We start from the raw sequence: 15,263 nt of genomic DNA, 5'->3' as shown, positions 1-15,263 counted from the left end.
GGTTGCCAGCGGAGACCGCGCTATGCACGCGGACTCGCACCGGGGCCTCGGACGGAGCCGGCCGCCCGGACGGTCCTCAGTCGAACGTCTCGACGTACTCCTCGGTCGGTCCGAGCTCGGGTCGGCCAAGGAGGTCCACGCGCTCCCCGAACCGTTCCAGCTCGAGGATCGTGAGCGTGTTGGCTCCCGTGCGCAGGAAGGGCCCGGGAAGGTAGAGGGTGCGTTGCGGGCCGACCTCCCAGTAGCGCCCGAGCAGGTCGCCGTTGACCCACACGAACCCCTTGGCGAAGCCGGGCAGCGCGAGGAAGGTGTCGGCTGGTTCGTCGACCCGCAGTTCCGCGCGGGCGAAACCGGCCGGGCCGCCGGGCGGGGCGGCCGAAGCGGCGCGGTCGGTGTCCCGCGGCTCCCACTCGTCCAGCGGGAGGCGGCACATGGTCCACCCGTGGACGAGTCGGCGCTCCACCCGTACGCCACCGAGGATGCCCTTGCCCTGGCCCAGCAGCGGTCCGTAGTTGATCCGGCCCTGGTTCTCCACGAGCAGCTCGAGCCGGACCCGCCGCCCGCTGCCGGGCACGGTGAACGAGGAGGCGGTGCGTTCGAGCACCGCGTGCGGGACGCCGTCGACGAAGACCTGGGCGCGGTCGTGCAGGCCGGTCACGGTGATCTCCTGCTCGCCCCGCGGAAGGAGCGGGTGCGCGGTGTAGAGCACCAGTCCGGCGGACTGTCCCAGCTCCTCGAAGCTGAGGGGCGTCGGCGCGTGCACCGGCTCGGCGACCGTACGCAGCGCTTCCAGCAGCGCCGCCCGCCGGGTCACCGGCAGCGTCCTCGGCGACAGCACCGGCGGATCGGGAGGCAGCGGGCACGGTGTCCGCTCCTGCTGGGCGGTGACCAGGATCTCCCGCAGGGCGTGGAACTTCGGGGTGAGGGTGCCGTCCTCGGCCACCGGCGCGTCCGAGTCGTAGCTGGTGACGGTCGGCTGCAGACGTTCCCCGTCGTGGTTCGCGCCGGACCACAGCCCGAAGTTGGTACCGCCGTGCGCCATGTAGAGGCTGACCGATCCGCCCGCCTCGACGATCCCCCGGACGTCCCGCGCGGCGCTCGCGGGCGACCGTACGTGGTGCCGCTCGCCCCAGTGGTCGAACCAGCCGTTCCAGAACTCCGCGCAGAAGAAGGGCTCGTCCGCCCTGCGGGACCGCAGCAGGTCCGCGGCCTCGGCGGGGCGGGAACCGAACGTCGCCGCCGCCAACTCGTCGGGCAGCGTGCCGCCGTCGAGCATCAGGGACGTGGGTCCGTCAGCGGTGTAGCGAAGCTCGGTGATGCCGCGCTCGACGAGGGCGTCGCGAATCCAGCGGACGTAGTCCTGGTCGTCACCGAAACTGCCGTACTCGTTCTCAATCTGTACGGCCACGACCGGACCGCCCCGCCCGGCCTGCAACGTGGCCATCTCCGGGACGAGCGCGTCGAACCAGCGGGCGACCGCGCGCTGGAACGGCGGATGGCTGGTGCGCAGCCGCATGCCCGGCGTCCCGGTCAGCCAGCTCGGCAGTCCGCCGTTGTCCCACTCCGCGCAGATGTACGGGCCGGGCCGCAGGATGACGTCCAGCCCCGCCTGTTGGGCCAGCCGGACGTAGCGCGGTAGGTCGCGCCAGCCGTCGAAGCGGATGTCGCCGGGGTGACGCTCGTGGAAGTTCCAGGGGATGTAGGTGTCCACCGTGTTGAGCCCGAGGGCCAGCAGCCGCTCCAGTCGGTCCCGCCACTGCCCGGGGTGCACCCGAAAGTAGTGCAGCGAGCCGGACAGCACGTGGTGCGGGCGGCCGTCGCGTACGAACGTCCCGTCGGCGTGGGTGAGGGCGGCCGTGGCTTGACCGCTGTGGCTGACGGAAGTCGGGGAGGCCGGGGAGTTCAACTGACAGCTCCGACGGTCGTGCCCGCGCGCCAGAACCGCTGGAGCGCGAGGAAGGCGAGCACTGGGAAGGACGCGACACAGGCTACCCGGACCGCCGCGGGCAGCGGCCGGTCCGGCGGACGCCACGGCGCGGCCTCTCGTCCCGTCCGCGAGACGATCCGGCCACCGCCCGGCGACCCGCCGGTGGTGCCCGGGCCGGTGGCGCCAGGGCCGCTGTCCGGCGGTACCGGTGCGAACCAGGCCGCCGGACCCGCCTCGGACTTCCGGTCAGCGTGCGTCGCCGCGACCCGAAGCGGTGCAGGACGTCGAGAACTGGTGTGCACCGCGGTCCGGCACGCACTCCGCCTGGACGGGATTGCCGAAGTAGTCGCGTTTCCCGGGCGACGTCATGACCTTGCCGTTGGCCAGGGCGGAGGAACCGGCCTCGAGGTGGTAGCCGTCGGCATCGGTGCGCGAGGTCGCGGTGCCGGGGGCGGCGAGCTTCGGATCGCTTGTCACCTTGTGGGGGTCGGCCGGCTCACCGGGCGGGTGCTCGCCGTAGAAGACGTTCGAGTCGAAGTCCAGGGTGTCCGCGTTGACGTACCTCGCCTCCGAGGTGGCCACATGGAAGATGTTGTTGCTGAAGGCTGCGTTCGCCCCGGTCGAGCCGTTCGCGTTGTTGATGATGTCGACCGGCTTCGACAGGTAGAAGGTGTTGTTGTGGATCTGCGTGTTGGTGGTCTTGCCGCAGACCATGTCGAAGAGTTGCCCGCCGTCGTTCTGGCTGACGTTGTAGCGGACGATGTTGCCGTCGGTCGTGGACCCGGAGCCGTTGCACAGGAGGATGAAACCTCCCTCGTTGTCATGGCTGTAGTTGTACTGGTAGATGGTGCCGATGTTGGACTCGTCGACGTCCATCCCCTGGCCGTCGCAGGTGCTCTTGCCGCCGCTGACCTCGTTGTACTGGTACAGGGCATCGTTGGTGTTCCAGCCCCAGATGCCAGCGGCGCAGTGCTCCGGCTCACGCTCACGGAAACCGTCGACCGTGTTGTACTCGACCAGCGCACCCTCGGTGTGATGCGGCACGATCGCGTCGCCGCCGATGTCGGAGACATCGTTGCCGCGGATCACGACGTTCGTCTGTGGCGTCCATTTCCCGCAGGTCGAACCGCAGTTGGGGTTACCCAACTCCGGGCGTTCCATCCAGCGGGTCCAGAAGTGGATACCGTAGCGGTCAACGGTCCGGACGGTGTTGTCCACGATGGCCACGTCGTCGAACTTGGTGGGTGTCGTGTTGCCGAGCACCTCGAAGAAGACGCCGGCGCTGGCGTCGTCATCCTTCTTGGCCTTGTTGCCGTTGACATCGTGGATGTCCAGACCGCTGAGCAGGTAGTGCTTGCCCGTGCCGGAGTCGGAGCGGGTGATGTGCACGCCGCGTCGGGTGTCGGCGGTGTCCCCCTTGTTGGAGATCTCGAGGTCGCGAATCTCCCAGTACTGCTGGTTCGCGAGCCGGACCACGTCGGTCACCTTGCCTTCGCCGGCCAGCTTCGGCTTGGCTCCGGTGGCGTACGTGCCGACGGTGATCGGCTGGCCCTCGGTCCCCGAGCCCTTGGGGAACAGCTGCTGTCCGGCGCAGGTCGAGCCGCGCTTGAGAAGGATCGACTCGCCGGGCTGGAACGTGTGCGCGTTGACCTGCGCCAGGTTGTTCCAGGGCTGGTCCTCGCTGCCGTCGCCCTCGGCGTCGGCGCCGCAGTCCACGTAGAAGGACCGCGCCTGCTGGGCTTGTTCGGGCGCGGGCTCCTGTGCCTGCGCGGGGGCCATGGCCCATACGGAGGCACCGAGCAGGCACAGGGTGGAGAGAAGCAGAGTGGGTCTTCTTGCACGCACGACGGACTCCCAGCGTGATCGTCGGGCTTGGACGGGTCGGATGCCGGTGCGTGCGCGGCGCACCGGCAGTTGCGTAGCGAGACAGGAGACGTCAGATGTCTGCTCTTGAGAACCTAGAGAGGGGTGAAAGGACTGTCAAGTGCCCAGCCTGCTAGGCCACTTGATGCGGATTCGCGCCGGCGCCCGGAAACTGGCCTTCCGCCTCTGCCCGGCTCCTAGGGCGCTGGCTCCCGGGCCCGTCTGACGCAGCCACGGGAGCGGCGAGACCGCCGGTAGGCCCGGTGCTCCGTACGGGGCGGGTGCTCGACGGCCCGTCTTGGCTTCCTGGCTGCGGCTCGCCTACGCTGCGATACGAGGCGTAGCAGGCATAGGGGAGCAAGGTGGGCGACATCGCCACACCGCGGGCGGAGCGCAGTCCGGCCGCGACGCAGGTTATCGACTGGCGCCGGGCCCGATTGCTGCGTGGCGCCCGCATAATGGCGGGCGTGCTGGTCGTACTGTGCGTGATCGTCCTCGCGAGCGCGGGCACGGTGCGCGCCACGGTGTTGAGCCGCGGCTTCTATCAGGGCGTCCTGGACGAGGAACGGGCGTACGACCGGCTGTACGACGAGGTGCTCGTCGATCCCGAGTCCCAACCGGTGGCACGGAGCCTGCTGGCGCGGCTGCCGGTGCCGGAGGCGGTCGTGACGGCCAACCTCAAGACGGTGCTGCCGCCGGCGACCGTACGCGAGCTGACCGACAGCCAGGTTGCCGCGCTGCTCAGCTATCTCCGGGGGGACACCGAAGCCCTGAGTCTGTCGGTGGACCTCACTCCCGTGCTGGCCAATCTGAACGACCTGCTGCAGGTGCATCTGGGGGGACTGGCGTCCGGCGCAGGGGAGCGCAGTGAGGCTGATCTCGACGCGGCGCTGAAGGACCTGGACGACGCCCTGGACGACCTCGCGGCCGGCCGTAAGCCCGACCTGCCGCGGGTCGAACTCAGCGACCGGGACGCGGAGGACGCGAGTCGACTGCTGCTGTCCAGCGTGCCGAAGAGCGAACGGGACACGCTGCGGCCACAGGTCGAGGGCGCGCTCGCCGTCGGGGACGTGGCCACCGCTCTCGCGGCGGTCGGACCGCACCTGCCGGGCACCACGGCGGGCGAGGGTGACAGCAGGGCCAGCCTGGACCTGATCAGGATCACCGACGGCGGGCGGTGGAACATCGCGGAGGATCTGCAGAACTCGGGAGTGGGAACCGGACCGCTGGAGCGCGCTCGCGGTTTCACCCACCTCACGCTGCAGGTGCAGGTCGTCGCCGCGGTCACGGGAGCCACGGCGGTGGCCTTCCTGTGGTTGTTCGGTGCCCGGCGTCGGGTACACCGTCTGCGCAACCTCGGCACGCTGCTCACCACCGGTGGTGCCCTGACCGGTCTCCTCTTCCTGCTGGCCCGATGGCGCGCCGACTCCTGGGTATGGACGCCGCCGGGCTCGTGGCCGCCCTCCCTGGCCCACCTGGTCTCGGACCTGGAACGGACCGGCGCCCGCTCTTTCACCGAGGCCGGCCTCTTCGCCGCGCTCACTCCGCTGAGTGCGGGGCTGCTGCTGCTCGCCGTCTCGGCTCTGTGGGAACGGCGTGCCGCGAGCCGCCGGCTGGCCCCGCGCACTCGGCGTCTCCTGCTGGGTGGGGTCGGGGCGGCCGTCACCACCACGACCGTCCTGGGACCCGTCCTGGTGCCGACCGCGGCGACCGGTTCGACGCGGGTGTACTGCAACGGCTCGGCCGAACTGTGCGATCTGCGGTACGACCAGGCCGCGTACCTCGCTACGCACAACTCGATGTCCTCGACGACCGACAAGTTCATCAGTCCGCTGCAGGACGCTGACATCACCACCCAACTCGACAACGGCGCGCGGGCGTTGCTCGTCGACACCCACACCTGGGAGCGGAAGGACGAGATCGCCGAGCGCCTGAAGCTCTCCGAGTACGCCCCCGACATGCGGAAGCGGATCACCGGGCTCATCGACGAGGCCAGCCCGGCCAGACCCGGTCTCTGGCTGTGCCACGCGATCTGCCGTGCCGGAGCGGTACCGCTCGTCGAGACCCTGAGTGAGGTGGGCGAGTGGCTCGACGACAATCCCGGCGAGGTCGTCACCATGATCATCCAGGACCGCATCAGCGGCGATCAGACGGCTTCCGCCTTCCGCGAAGCCGACCTCGAACGCCTGCTGTACACGCCCGCCTCGGATCCGGGGGCGAACTGGCCCACCTTGGGGCAGATGGTGGAGGACAACTCTCGCCTGGTCGTCTTCGCCGAGAACGGCTCCGGCCCCGCCCCCTGGTACCGCAACTTCTACCAGTACGGGATGGAGACGCCGTACGCCTTCAAGGAGCCGGGCCAGATGAGCTGTGTCCCCCATCGCGGCGGCAGGAACAAGAAGCTGTTCCTGCTCAACCACTTCATCACGCACGGAGGCGGCAGCCGTATCGACGCCGGGGAGGTCAACTCCCGGGGCTTCGTACTGGACCGGGCGCGCCGCTGTGAAGCCGAGCGCCAACAGCCGGTGAACTTCGTCGCGGTGGACTTCGCCAACCTCGGCAGCGCGCGGGCCGCTGTCGACGCGCTCAACGCCGCGCGTACGCCCTGACCGCCCGGGTCGGCGGTTTCGCCGGGTCGCGGGCAGGCCCTCGCGTGCCTCGACGAGCGTCACCCGCCGCCCGGGGAACGGTGGCTCGTACGCCGTGCCCTCGCCCTTCACCCTCGCCCTTCAGGCAGAGGGGCTTGCGTGCCGGGGCTGCCCCGTGCTGCGGCCAACCCCCCTTGCTGAATACCACACGCACGGCCTGACCCCGCGCGCGTGAGATGGCAGTAGGCTCTGCGCGGGGCCGCTGACAAACGAAACGGGTGAGACCATGCCGTCCTCGTCAGAGACAGAGCTGGCGGCGCTGCTGGCGTCTCGAGCGCAAACATTGCAGAACCAGACCTCCGTCGCGCGCACGCTTCAGGAGGTGGTGGATCTCGCCGCCACCACCGTCGAGGGCGCGGACTTCGCGGGTGTGACGTTCCTTGGGCAGGACGGCAGGTTCGACAGCCGGGCGTACACCGCGACCCTGGTCATGCAGCTCGACGAGGCGCAGTACAAGTTGGGTGAGGGTCCCTGCCAGCAGGAGATGGCGGATGGTGACTCTCTTCGGTACATATCCGATATGTCCGCCGAGTTGCGCTGGCCGCGGTTCACCGAGCGGGCCAGGACACTGGGCGTGGGCTCGATGCTCGTCTGCCACCTGCCCAGTCCGAGCGGGACGATCAGTTCGCTGAACCTCTACTCCGTGAAGTCTCTCGCGTTCGACGCGTCCGCCCAGAACGTCGCCGCCATCTACGCCGCGCACGCCACGGTCGCGCTGTCCAACGCCACCGTGGTGGACAACCTGGCGAAGGCGATGGACAGTCGGCAGATCATAGGGGAGGCCACCGGAATCCTCATGGAGCGGTACCGCGTCACCTCTCCACAGGCCTTCGACATGTTGGTGCACGCCTCGCAGACCATGAACGTGAAACTGCGGGTGGTGGCCCGGCAGGTGACGAAGACCGGCATCTCACCGGGAGCCATGCGAGCGCACGAGTTCGACGATCCGATCGGCGGCTGAGGCGCTCCGGTCGCCCGTCGCCCTGGGTCGCCCGCCGCCCGGACGGAACGATCCGCAGGAGCTACGCTGCGGCAGGTTTCGAGCCCGGCCGGGCGGGCTACGCTGTGGGTGAGTGCTTCGATCAGCAGGCACCACACGGGAGTCGGCGCGCATGCGCGCCGCGCGTTCCGGGTGTCTGCGCTGCCGCTCCCGTCGTACGGAAGCACGATGGGAGGAGCACCCCATGGACGCCATACGATCCCGCGCACCTCACGCCCGGCACTCGCACCACGACGCCCCCGACACCGCCGCTGACCTCCAACGCCTCGCCACCATGCCCGAGGGCCCGGACCGGGACGCGCTCCGCGAGCAGATCGTCGAGGCGTGGCTGCCCATGGCCCGCCGTCTGGCCGGCAAGTTCCGTGGCCGCGGGGAGAACCCAGAGGACCTGGCGCAGGTCGCCGCGCTGGGGCTGTTCAAGGCGGTCGAGCGGTACGACCCGGAACTGGGCAAGCCCTTCGAGCCGTACGCCATCCCCACCATCATGGGCGAGATCCGGCGGCACTTTCGCGACAACACCTGGGACGTGTACGTCCCCCGTCGGGTCCAGGAGGCCCGAAACCAGGTGCGCCGCAGCCTGCGCAGCCTCGACGCCGGGGACGGCGGCTCGCCGAGCGTGTCGAGGCTCGCCGAGCACAGCGGCCTGTCCGAGGAGGACGTACGCACCGGGCTCGGCGCGCTCGAGAGCTACCAGTCCGCTTCCCTGGACGCTCAGTTGGGGACGGGGGAGGACGGCTACAGCCTGGTCGACACCCTCGGCTCGACGGACACCGGCATGGACGCCGTCGTGTATCGGGAGTCGGTCAAGCCGCGGTTGCGCAGGCTACCCCGACGGGAAGCGCACATGCTGTACCTGCGCTTCTTCCGTGACCAGACGCAGTCGCAGATCGCCGAGGAGCTCGACGTCTCCCAGATGCACGTCTCCAGGCTGCTGGCACGTACGTGTGCCCGGTTGCGCGCGGAGGTCGAGGACGAGGAGCACACGCCGGTCGCCGCCTGACCCGCTGCTGTGCCGCCGGCGAACGCCCGTGGTCCGCCGGCGGCACAGTGGCGGCTACGTCGGGTCGGACAGCGACCGCTTCAGCACCTTCCCCATGTCGTTCCGCGGCAGCCGGTCCCGGAACCGCACCTCACGCGGTCGCTTGTGCGGCGCGAGCTGCTTGGCGACATGCTCGGCCACCACCTCCTCGTCCGGGCGGTGTTCCGGGTCCGCGGGCACGATCCAGGCGATGACGCGTTCGCCGAGGTCCGGGTCCGCCTCGCCGGTCACCGCGGCCTCACCGACCTCGGGAAGCTCCAGCAGGACGTTCTCGATCTCGCCGGCGCCGATCTTGTAGCCGCCGCTCTTGATCAGATCCGTCGACTTGCGCCCCACGATCCGTACGCGTCCCTCGGCGTCCCGCGTCGCCACGTCGCCCGTACGGAACCAGCCGCCTTCCGCGAAGGCCGCCCGGGTGGCGTCCGGACGATTCAGGTACTCGGTGAACACCGCGGGACCGCGTACCTGGATCTCGCCGACACTCGCACCGTCCGACGGGACCCCGGGCGCTCCCTCCTCGTCCACGAGCCGCAGCTGCACGCTCGGCAACGGCACGCCCACCGTGCCCGCGGGTGCCGTGTCGTCCAGCCGCACGCTGGTGTTCATCAGGGTCTCGGTCATCCCGTAGCGCTCGATCACCCGCTGCCCGGTGGCCCGGGTGAGCCGCTCGTGGTCGTACGCCGGCAGCGCGGCCGAGCCGGAGACCAGCAGCCGGGCGCCGGCCAACGCCGCACGCAGCGGCGGATCGTCCCCGACGGCCTCGGCGAGCCGGTGGTACATCGTCGGTACGCCGAACAACATGCTGGCCTCGCCCGCGAGTTCCGCGGTCACGGTCCCGGTGTCGAACCGTCCGACATGGTGCACCCGACCACCTCGGCGCAGCGGGCCCAGCATCCCCAGGACCAGGCCATGCACGTGGAACAGCGGCAGGGCGTGCACGAGAACGTCCCCAGCGGTCCACCGCCAGGCGTCGGCGAGGTCGTCGAGCGTGTGCGCGATGGCCGTCCGGGAGATCACGACACCCTTGGGCGGTCCGGTGGTGCCCGAGGTGTAGATGATCAGCGCGGTGGTGTCCGCGGCCGGCTCCGCCGGCAGTGGCTCGCTGAGCGTACGGGGCGCTGCCGACACGTCCGTACGCGGCAACCCGTCGAGTTCCGGCGGCAGTTCGGCCTCGGCCTCGGCGAGGACGAGGTCCGGGGTGCTGTCCGAGACGATGTGCGCCAGCTCGCGTCCGCCGATGCGGGGGTTGATCGGCACGGCCGGCACGCCCGTGAGTAGTGCTGCGACCACCGCTACCGAGGTCTCCAGGCTGGGTGTCGCCCAGACCGCGACCCGCCGCGCGGACCCGACGCGCTCCGCCACCGCGTGTGCGGCTCCGGCGAGTTCGGCGTAGCTGAGGGCGCGCTCGCCGAACCGGAGCGCGACGTGTGGTGCGGGTTCGCGTAGTGCGGGGAAGAGCGGGATCACCCGTGCTCCTTCGCTCTCGGCCGGCCGGGGCCGGCGCCGATGGGGGACACGGTGCCCGGCCGGCACCGTCACGTCGTGCTTCCCGGCCGTGGGGCCGCGGCTCCGGTCCGAACGCGCCGGCTGGGGCCGGGCACGACCGACACGGGGACGTGGGAGGAGACGAACGACTCCGCGCACTCCACGGAGGCGTACCGTCCCACAGCCCCACGGGTCGGGCCGCCCCGCACCCGGCGGGACGTGTAGGGGCCGCACGGAAACCGTACGGGGACCAGCCTCTCACCCGGTGGCGGGCGGGCGGATGGGGGCCGCAGGTCACCGGCGGGCGGGCAGGGAGCTCAGCGTCGCGGGGGCGTAGGCCAGCGGATCGGCCCGCACGACGCGCACCACGGAGTGCGCCGCGCCCAGCACCGGGCCGTCGTCGCCAGCGCTGGAGAGCAGCACCTGCGGCGGCCCTTCGGGGGCGGTGCAGCGAGCGGCGAGTTCGGCCTCCAAGGGCGGCAGCAGCCAGCTGCCCAACCGCGCCAGCGCGCCACCCAGCGACACCGCCCCGGGGTCCAGGAGGTTCACGGCCCCGGACAGCGCGATACCCAGCGCGGTGCCCGCCTCACGCAGCGCGCGGCGGGTCGTCCGGTGTCCCTCCGCGGCCCGCTCGGCGAGCAGGGCGATCGGGTCGTCGTCCGAGGGGTACGGCAGTCCCGCGCCGCGTAGCAGCGCTCCCTCGCCGGCGTACTGTTCCAGACAGCCGCGACCGCCGCAGGGGCACTCTCGCCCGCTGGGGCGTACGGGGACATGCCCCAACTCGCCGGCGAAGCCGCGTACGCCCCGCAGCAGTCGCCCGTCCAGGACCACGGCACCGCCGATGCCGATCTCGGCGGAGACATGCACGAAGTCACTCGGCACCTGGCTGTGGCCCAGCCACAGCTCCGCGAGCGCGCCGTAGTTGGCCTCGTTGTCCAGGGTCACCGGGAGGGGCACGGTAAGCTCCGTAGCGGGGGCGACCGCGGGCCAGCCGAGGTTGGGCGCGCGCACCACGGTCCCGGAGCCCCGATCGACCAGTCCCGGCACGGCGATCGCCACCCCCGCGGCCCGCAGACCCGCCTCCTCGGCCTGTTCCGCGGCCTCCCAGAGCAGTTCGGAGAGCCGGCGTAGCACCGCGCGCGGGTCACTGCCGCGGTTGTCGGAGCACTGTTCGGCGCGTACACGTACCCGGCCGCTGAGGTCCACGGCGCAGACCGTGAGTCGGTCGACTCCGATCTCGGCACCGATGCCGCACGGGCCGCGTGCGGTCAGGGCGAGCGCGCTGCCGGGCCGGCCCACTCCGCCGGGGCGACCCGGGCCGAGCTCCACCAGCAGCTCGGCCCGCAGCAGTTCGTCCACCAGGGTCGACACGGCGGCACGGGTCAGGCCGATGTGCGTGGCGACCGACGCACGGGACGCCGTGCCCTCGTGTACGGCGACGGCGTTCAGGACCCGGGTGAGGTTGTGCCGTCGGATCTGCTGTTGCGAGTTGGGCTGGGTGTGGGGCTGAGCGGGACCGGGTTGCGCGGAACTGGGCACGGTGGCCGGCATCTCGTCACTCCGTGGGGGTGCGGTGGTCAGGGGCTGTCGCCGTACGGGCGGGCTGCCGCACCCGGGTTCGTGGCATCAGGGACGCGCGCCGCGCAGGAGTGTGTCGGCACCGGCGAGAGCGCTGGTCAACCGCTCCAGAGTAGGCTCGTCCCGGGGCACCGCCGGATAGGCCATGCCCGCGGCGGTGTCCCAGCGTCGCGCCACCGCCGCCGCGTCCTCCCCAAGCAGCAGGCCGGCGGCCTGTGCCGCGGCGCCCAGCGCGACCAGTTCCTCGGCGCGCGGCACTTGTACCGGGCGTCCGGACAGCCGCAGTACGGTCTGTCGCCAGGCGGTGCCCTTGGCGCCGCCGCCGATCAGTAGTAGCGGGGTCTCCGCGCCGCTCCTGTCCGCGGAGCGGGCGGCGTCGTACGTGCCGCCCTCGGCGCCGTCCTCTCCGAGGACCTGGTCCAACGCGCGCAGCAGGGCGAAGACCGCGCCGTCGTAGGCCGCCTGCAGGACCTGGCCGCTGTCCGTGTCGTGCCGCAGCCCGTGCAACAGCCCGGCGGCGTACGGCAGGTTCGGCGTGCGCTCGCCGTCCAGGAAGGGGAACATGGTCAGTTCGCCGCCGGTCGACACCTCCTCGCGGTGCACGTTCAGCAGGGCGGCGACCCGGTCCACCGCCAGCGTGCAGTTGAGGGTGCAGGCGAGCGGCAGCCAGCCGGTGCCGGCGTCGGCGAATCCGGAGACCGTGCCGCTCGGGTCGGCTGGGCGATGGTCGGACACGGAGTAGACCGTGCCGGAGGTGCCGAGGCTGAGCACGGGCTGTCCGGGTCGCAGGCCCAGGCCCACCGCCGCCGCCATGTTGTCGCCCGTCCCGGTCGCCACCAGCGTGCCCGCCGGGAGCGGGAGTTGGGGACGTACGGTGCCCGCGGCCTCGCCGTGTCCCAGCACCCGCGGCAGCAGCTCCGGGGGGAGCCCGACATGCTCCAGCACCCGTTCGTCGTACGTCTGCGAGCGGGAAGCCCACCAGCCGGTGCCCGAGGCGTCGCCGCGGTCGGTCGTGGCCTCGCCGGTGAGGCGCTCGGTGAGGTAGTCGTGCGGCAGACGCACGGCTCTGGTGGCCGCCACGCTCTCCGGCTCGTGCTCGCGCAGCCAGGCCCACTTGGTGACGGTGAAGGCGGGCGCCGGCACGCTGCCCATCCGCTCCGCCCATTCCCGGGGTCCGCCCAGCTCCTCGACCAGCCGGTCCCGTTGGGGCGCGGAGCGCACGTCGTTCCACAAGAGCGCGGGGCGCACCGGGCGACCGTCGGCGTCCAGGGTGACCAGGCCGTGCTGCTGGCCTCCTACGGAGATCGCGGAGACACGGTGCACGAGATCGCCGCACTGGTCCAGGGCGTCCCGGAGTGCCGTCCACCACTGCTCGGGGTCGGACTCGTGGCCGGGGCCGGGAGTCACCGTGTGCGGCGCCTGGCCCCGGGCGACGATCTCGCCGGTCGTGGAATCGACGATCAGGACCTTGGTGGACTGGGTGGAGCTGTCGACGCCGACGACGAACGGTCCCTCGGGTACGGCCACGGCCTACTCGCCCCTCTTTCCTCTTCGTGGTGGTGCTCGCATACTAGTTTGTAAAGGCTAATGACTAATGGAGTTGGGGCTTATGACGTACCAACCCGTCCAGGCGGACAAGTTCAGCTTCGGTCTGTGGACCGTCGGTTGGCAGGGCCGAGACCCCTTCGGCGACGCCACCCGCGCGCCCCTCGACCCGGTGGACGCCGTCCGCCGGCTCGGCGAACTGGGAGCGTACGGCGTCACCTTCCATGACGACGACCTCATCCCGCATTCCAGCACGGAGGCCGAACGAACCGCGCGGGTCCGGCAGTTCCGCCAGGCGCTGGACAGTGCCGGCATGACCGTGCCGATGGCCACCACCAACCTCTTCACGCATCCCGTGTTCAAGGACGGCGCGTTCACCGCGAACGACCGCTCGGTGCGGCGCTACGCCCTGCGCAAGACCATGCGCAACATCGACCTGGCCGCCGAGCTGGGGGCACGTACGTACGTCGCTTGGGGCGGTCGCGAGGGCAGCGAGTCCGGGGCCGCCAAGGACGTGCGGGCGGCACTCGCGCGGTTGAAGGAAGCCTTCGACCTGCTCGGCGAGTACGTCACAGAGCGGGGGTACGACCTGCGTTTCGCCCTCGAGCCGAAGCCCAACGAACCGCGTGGTGACATCCTGTTGCCCACCGTCGGGCACGCGCTGGCATTCATCGAACGCCTGGAGCGGCCGGCGCTGTTCGGGGTGAACCCGGAAGTCGGGCACGAGCAGATGGCGGGGCTGAACGTGCCGCACGGCATCGCCCAAGCCCTGTGGGCCGGCAAGCTCTACCACATCGACCTGAACGGGCAGTCCGGTGTCAAGTACGACCAGGACCTGCGCTTCGGCGCCGGTGACCTGCGGGCAGCCTTCTGGCTGGTGGACCTGCTGGAGAGCGCGGGGTACGACGGGCCGCGGCACTTCGACTTCAAGCCGCCGCGCACCGAGGGCCCGGAGGGAGTGTGGGACTCCGCGGCGGGGTGCATGCGCAACTACTTGATCCTCCGGGAGCGGGCCGCGGCCTTCCGCGCCGACCCGGAGGTGCGGGAGGCACTGCGGGTGTCCGGGCTGGACGAACTCGCCCGCCCCACGCTGGACGTGGGCGAGACACCGACGGCGCTGCGCGCGGATCGCGCGGCCTTCGAGGACTTCGACCCGGAACGTGCGGGGGAGCGCGGCATGGGCTTCGAACGACTGGATCAGCTGGCGATGGACCACCTGTTGGGTGTGCGCGGCTGACAGGCGACGCCACCCGGGTCGCCCGTACGCCTCCACCACGGTTGGCCGGCGGACACGCCGCGGTCCGCCAGCCAACCGTCGGCACCGGACCGGCCGGGCGGGTGACGCGAGGCCGGTCACCCGCTAAGCCACGATCACTCGGAGAGCTGTGCCGCCGCCGGGTCCAGCACCCGGGAGAGGAACTCCCTGGTACGCGGCTGCTGCGGATCACCGACCACCTGAGCCGGCGCCCCCTCCTCCACGATGACCCCCTCGTCCATGAACACCACACGGTCCGCGACCTCGCGCGCGAAGCTCATCTCGTGGGTGACCACCAACATGGTCATGCCCTCCCGGGCGAGGGTGCGCATGACGGCCAGCACGTCCCCGACCAGCTCCGGGTCGAGCGCCGAGGTCGGTTCGTCGAAGAGCATCAGCTCCGGCTCCATCGACAGGGCCCGGGCGATCGCCACCCGCTGCTGCTGTCCGCCGGAGAGCTTCGAGGGGTAGGCGGACTCCTTGTCGGTCAGTCCGACGCGCTCCAGGTTGTGCCGCGCGGTCCGTTCCGCCACCGCCTGGTCCCGGCCCAGCACCCGGCGTTGGGCGATCGTGAGGTTGTCCAGCGCGGTCAGGTGCGGGAAGAGGTTGAAGGACTGGAAGACCATACCGATGCGGCGGCGTACCCGGTCGATGTCCACGTCCGGGTCGGTGACCTCGGTACCGGCGACGACCACCTTGCCGGAGGTCGGCTCCTCCAGCAGGTTCACGCAGCGCAGCAGGGTCGACTTCCCGGAACCAGACGGTCCGATGACACAGACGACCTCGCCGCGCCGGACGTCCAGGTCGATGCCGCTCAGCACCTCCAGCTCGCCGAAGGACTTGTGCAGTCCCTCCAGCCGGATGGCCTCGGCGGCCGGCGCCTCCGGGCCCTTGTCCAGCTTCGTGATGTTCTCTGCCATGTC

10 protein-coding genes are annotated in these 15,263 nt (G+C 71.1%); 4 read left to right on the top strand and 6 right to left on the bottom strand.

From position 1 onward, the window contains the following. Positions 1-76: 76 nt before the first annotated feature. Both AN216_RS19305 and AN216_RS19300 read right to left on the bottom strand, forming a co-directional pair. Positions 77-1,906, bottom strand: a complete 1,830-nt coding sequence (locus AN216_RS19305; RefSeq protein WP_070197960.1) for a glycoside hydrolase family 35 protein — start codon at positions 1,904-1,906, stop codon at positions 77-79. A gap of 267 nt (positions 1,907-2,173) precedes the next feature. Further along, the gene (locus AN216_RS19300; RefSeq protein ID WP_139140956.1) at positions 2,174-3,772 is read right to left on the bottom strand and encodes a right-handed parallel beta-helix repeat-containing protein; all 1,599 of its coding nucleotides are present in this window, start codon (positions 3,770-3,772) and stop codon (positions 2,174-2,176) included. A gap of 380 nt (positions 3,773-4,152) precedes the next feature. Between AN216_RS19300 and AN216_RS19295 the strand changes: the two genes are divergently transcribed. The 3 genes from AN216_RS19295 (at position 4,153) to AN216_RS19285 (ending at position 8,438) form a co-directional block, all read left to right on the top strand. Further along, entirely contained in the window at positions 4,153-6,399 is a 2,247-nt protein-coding gene (locus AN216_RS19295) for a phosphoinositide-specific phospholipase C-related protein (protein WP_338059266.1), read from the top strand. 265 nt (positions 6,400-6,664) lie between these two features. After that, entirely contained in the window at positions 6,665-7,399 is a 735-nt protein-coding gene (locus tag AN216_RS19290; protein ID WP_070197958.1) for an ANTAR domain-containing protein, read from the top strand. A 223-nt stretch (positions 7,400-7,622) separates the two neighbouring features. Beyond that, positions 7,623-8,438: a SigB/SigF/SigG family RNA polymerase sigma factor gene (locus AN216_RS19285; RefSeq protein ID WP_070197957.1), complete on the top strand. Its 816-nt coding sequence runs from the start codon at positions 7,623-7,625 to the stop codon at positions 8,436-8,438. A 54-nt stretch (positions 8,439-8,492) separates the two neighbouring features. On the opposite strand, the gene AN216_RS19280 is transcribed toward AN216_RS19285, so the two are convergent. From AN216_RS19280 to xylB, 3 genes are all read right to left on the bottom strand, one after another. Next, entirely contained in the window at positions 8,493-9,944 is a 1,452-nt protein-coding gene (locus AN216_RS19280; RefSeq protein ID WP_070197956.1) for an acyl-CoA synthetase, read from the bottom strand. A gap of 312 nt (positions 9,945-10,256) precedes the next feature. Beyond that, a complete protein-coding gene (locus tag AN216_RS19270; RefSeq protein WP_070197954.1) occupies positions 10,257-11,513 on the bottom strand; it encodes an ROK family protein in 1,257 nt (418 codons plus the stop codon). Positions 11,514-11,588: 75 nt separating this feature from the next. Then, a complete protein-coding gene (gene xylB, locus AN216_RS19265; protein WP_070197953.1) occupies positions 11,589-13,067 on the bottom strand; it encodes a xylulokinase in 1,479 nt (492 codons plus the stop codon). Positions 13,068-13,149: 82 nt separating this feature from the next. Between xylB and xylA the strand changes: the two genes are divergently transcribed. After that, positions 13,150-14,322, top strand: coding sequence for a xylose isomerase (gene xylA / locus AN216_RS19260; RefSeq protein WP_070197952.1), 1,173 nt, complete (start codon positions 13,150-13,152; stop codon positions 14,320-14,322). A gap of 134 nt (positions 14,323-14,456) precedes the next feature. Here the strand turns inward: xylA and AN216_RS19255 are convergent, their stop codons facing one another. Continuing rightward, the gene (locus AN216_RS19255; protein ID WP_107402040.1) at positions 14,457-15,260 is read right to left on the bottom strand and encodes an amino acid ABC transporter ATP-binding protein; all 804 of its coding nucleotides are present in this window, start codon (positions 15,258-15,260) and stop codon (positions 14,457-14,459) included. Positions 15,261-15,263 lie beyond the last annotated feature (3 nt).

The organism is Streptomyces oceani (genome assembly GCF_001751245.1).
Lineage (GTDB): Bacteria > Actinomycetota > Actinomycetes > Streptomycetales > Streptomycetaceae > Streptomyces > Streptomyces oceani.
Note: the sequence above shows the minus strand (reverse complement) of the source record. Positions and strands in the feature narration are given on the sequence as shown.

Bases quoted from the DNA above. Each gene is read 5' to 3' on its own strand.
- AN216_RS19290 (WP_070197958.1), top strand. From the start codon at position 6,665: ATGCCGTCCTCGTCAGAGACAGAGCTGGCGGCGCTGCTGGCGTCTCGA.
- AN216_RS19285 (WP_070197957.1), top strand. From the start codon at position 7,623: ATGGACGCCATACGATCCCGCGCACCTCACGCCCGGCACTCGCACCAC.
- AN216_RS19270 (WP_070197954.1), bottom strand. From the start codon at position 11,513: ATGCCGGCCACCGTGCCCAGTTCCGCGCAACCCGGTCCCGCTCAGCCC.
- xylA (WP_070197952.1), top strand. From the start codon at position 13,150: ATGACGTACCAACCCGTCCAGGCGGACAAGTTCAGCTTCGGTCTGTGG.
- AN216_RS19255 (WP_107402040.1), bottom strand. From the start codon at position 15,260: ATGGCAGAGAACATCACGAAGCTGGACAAGGGCCCGGAGGCGCCGGCC.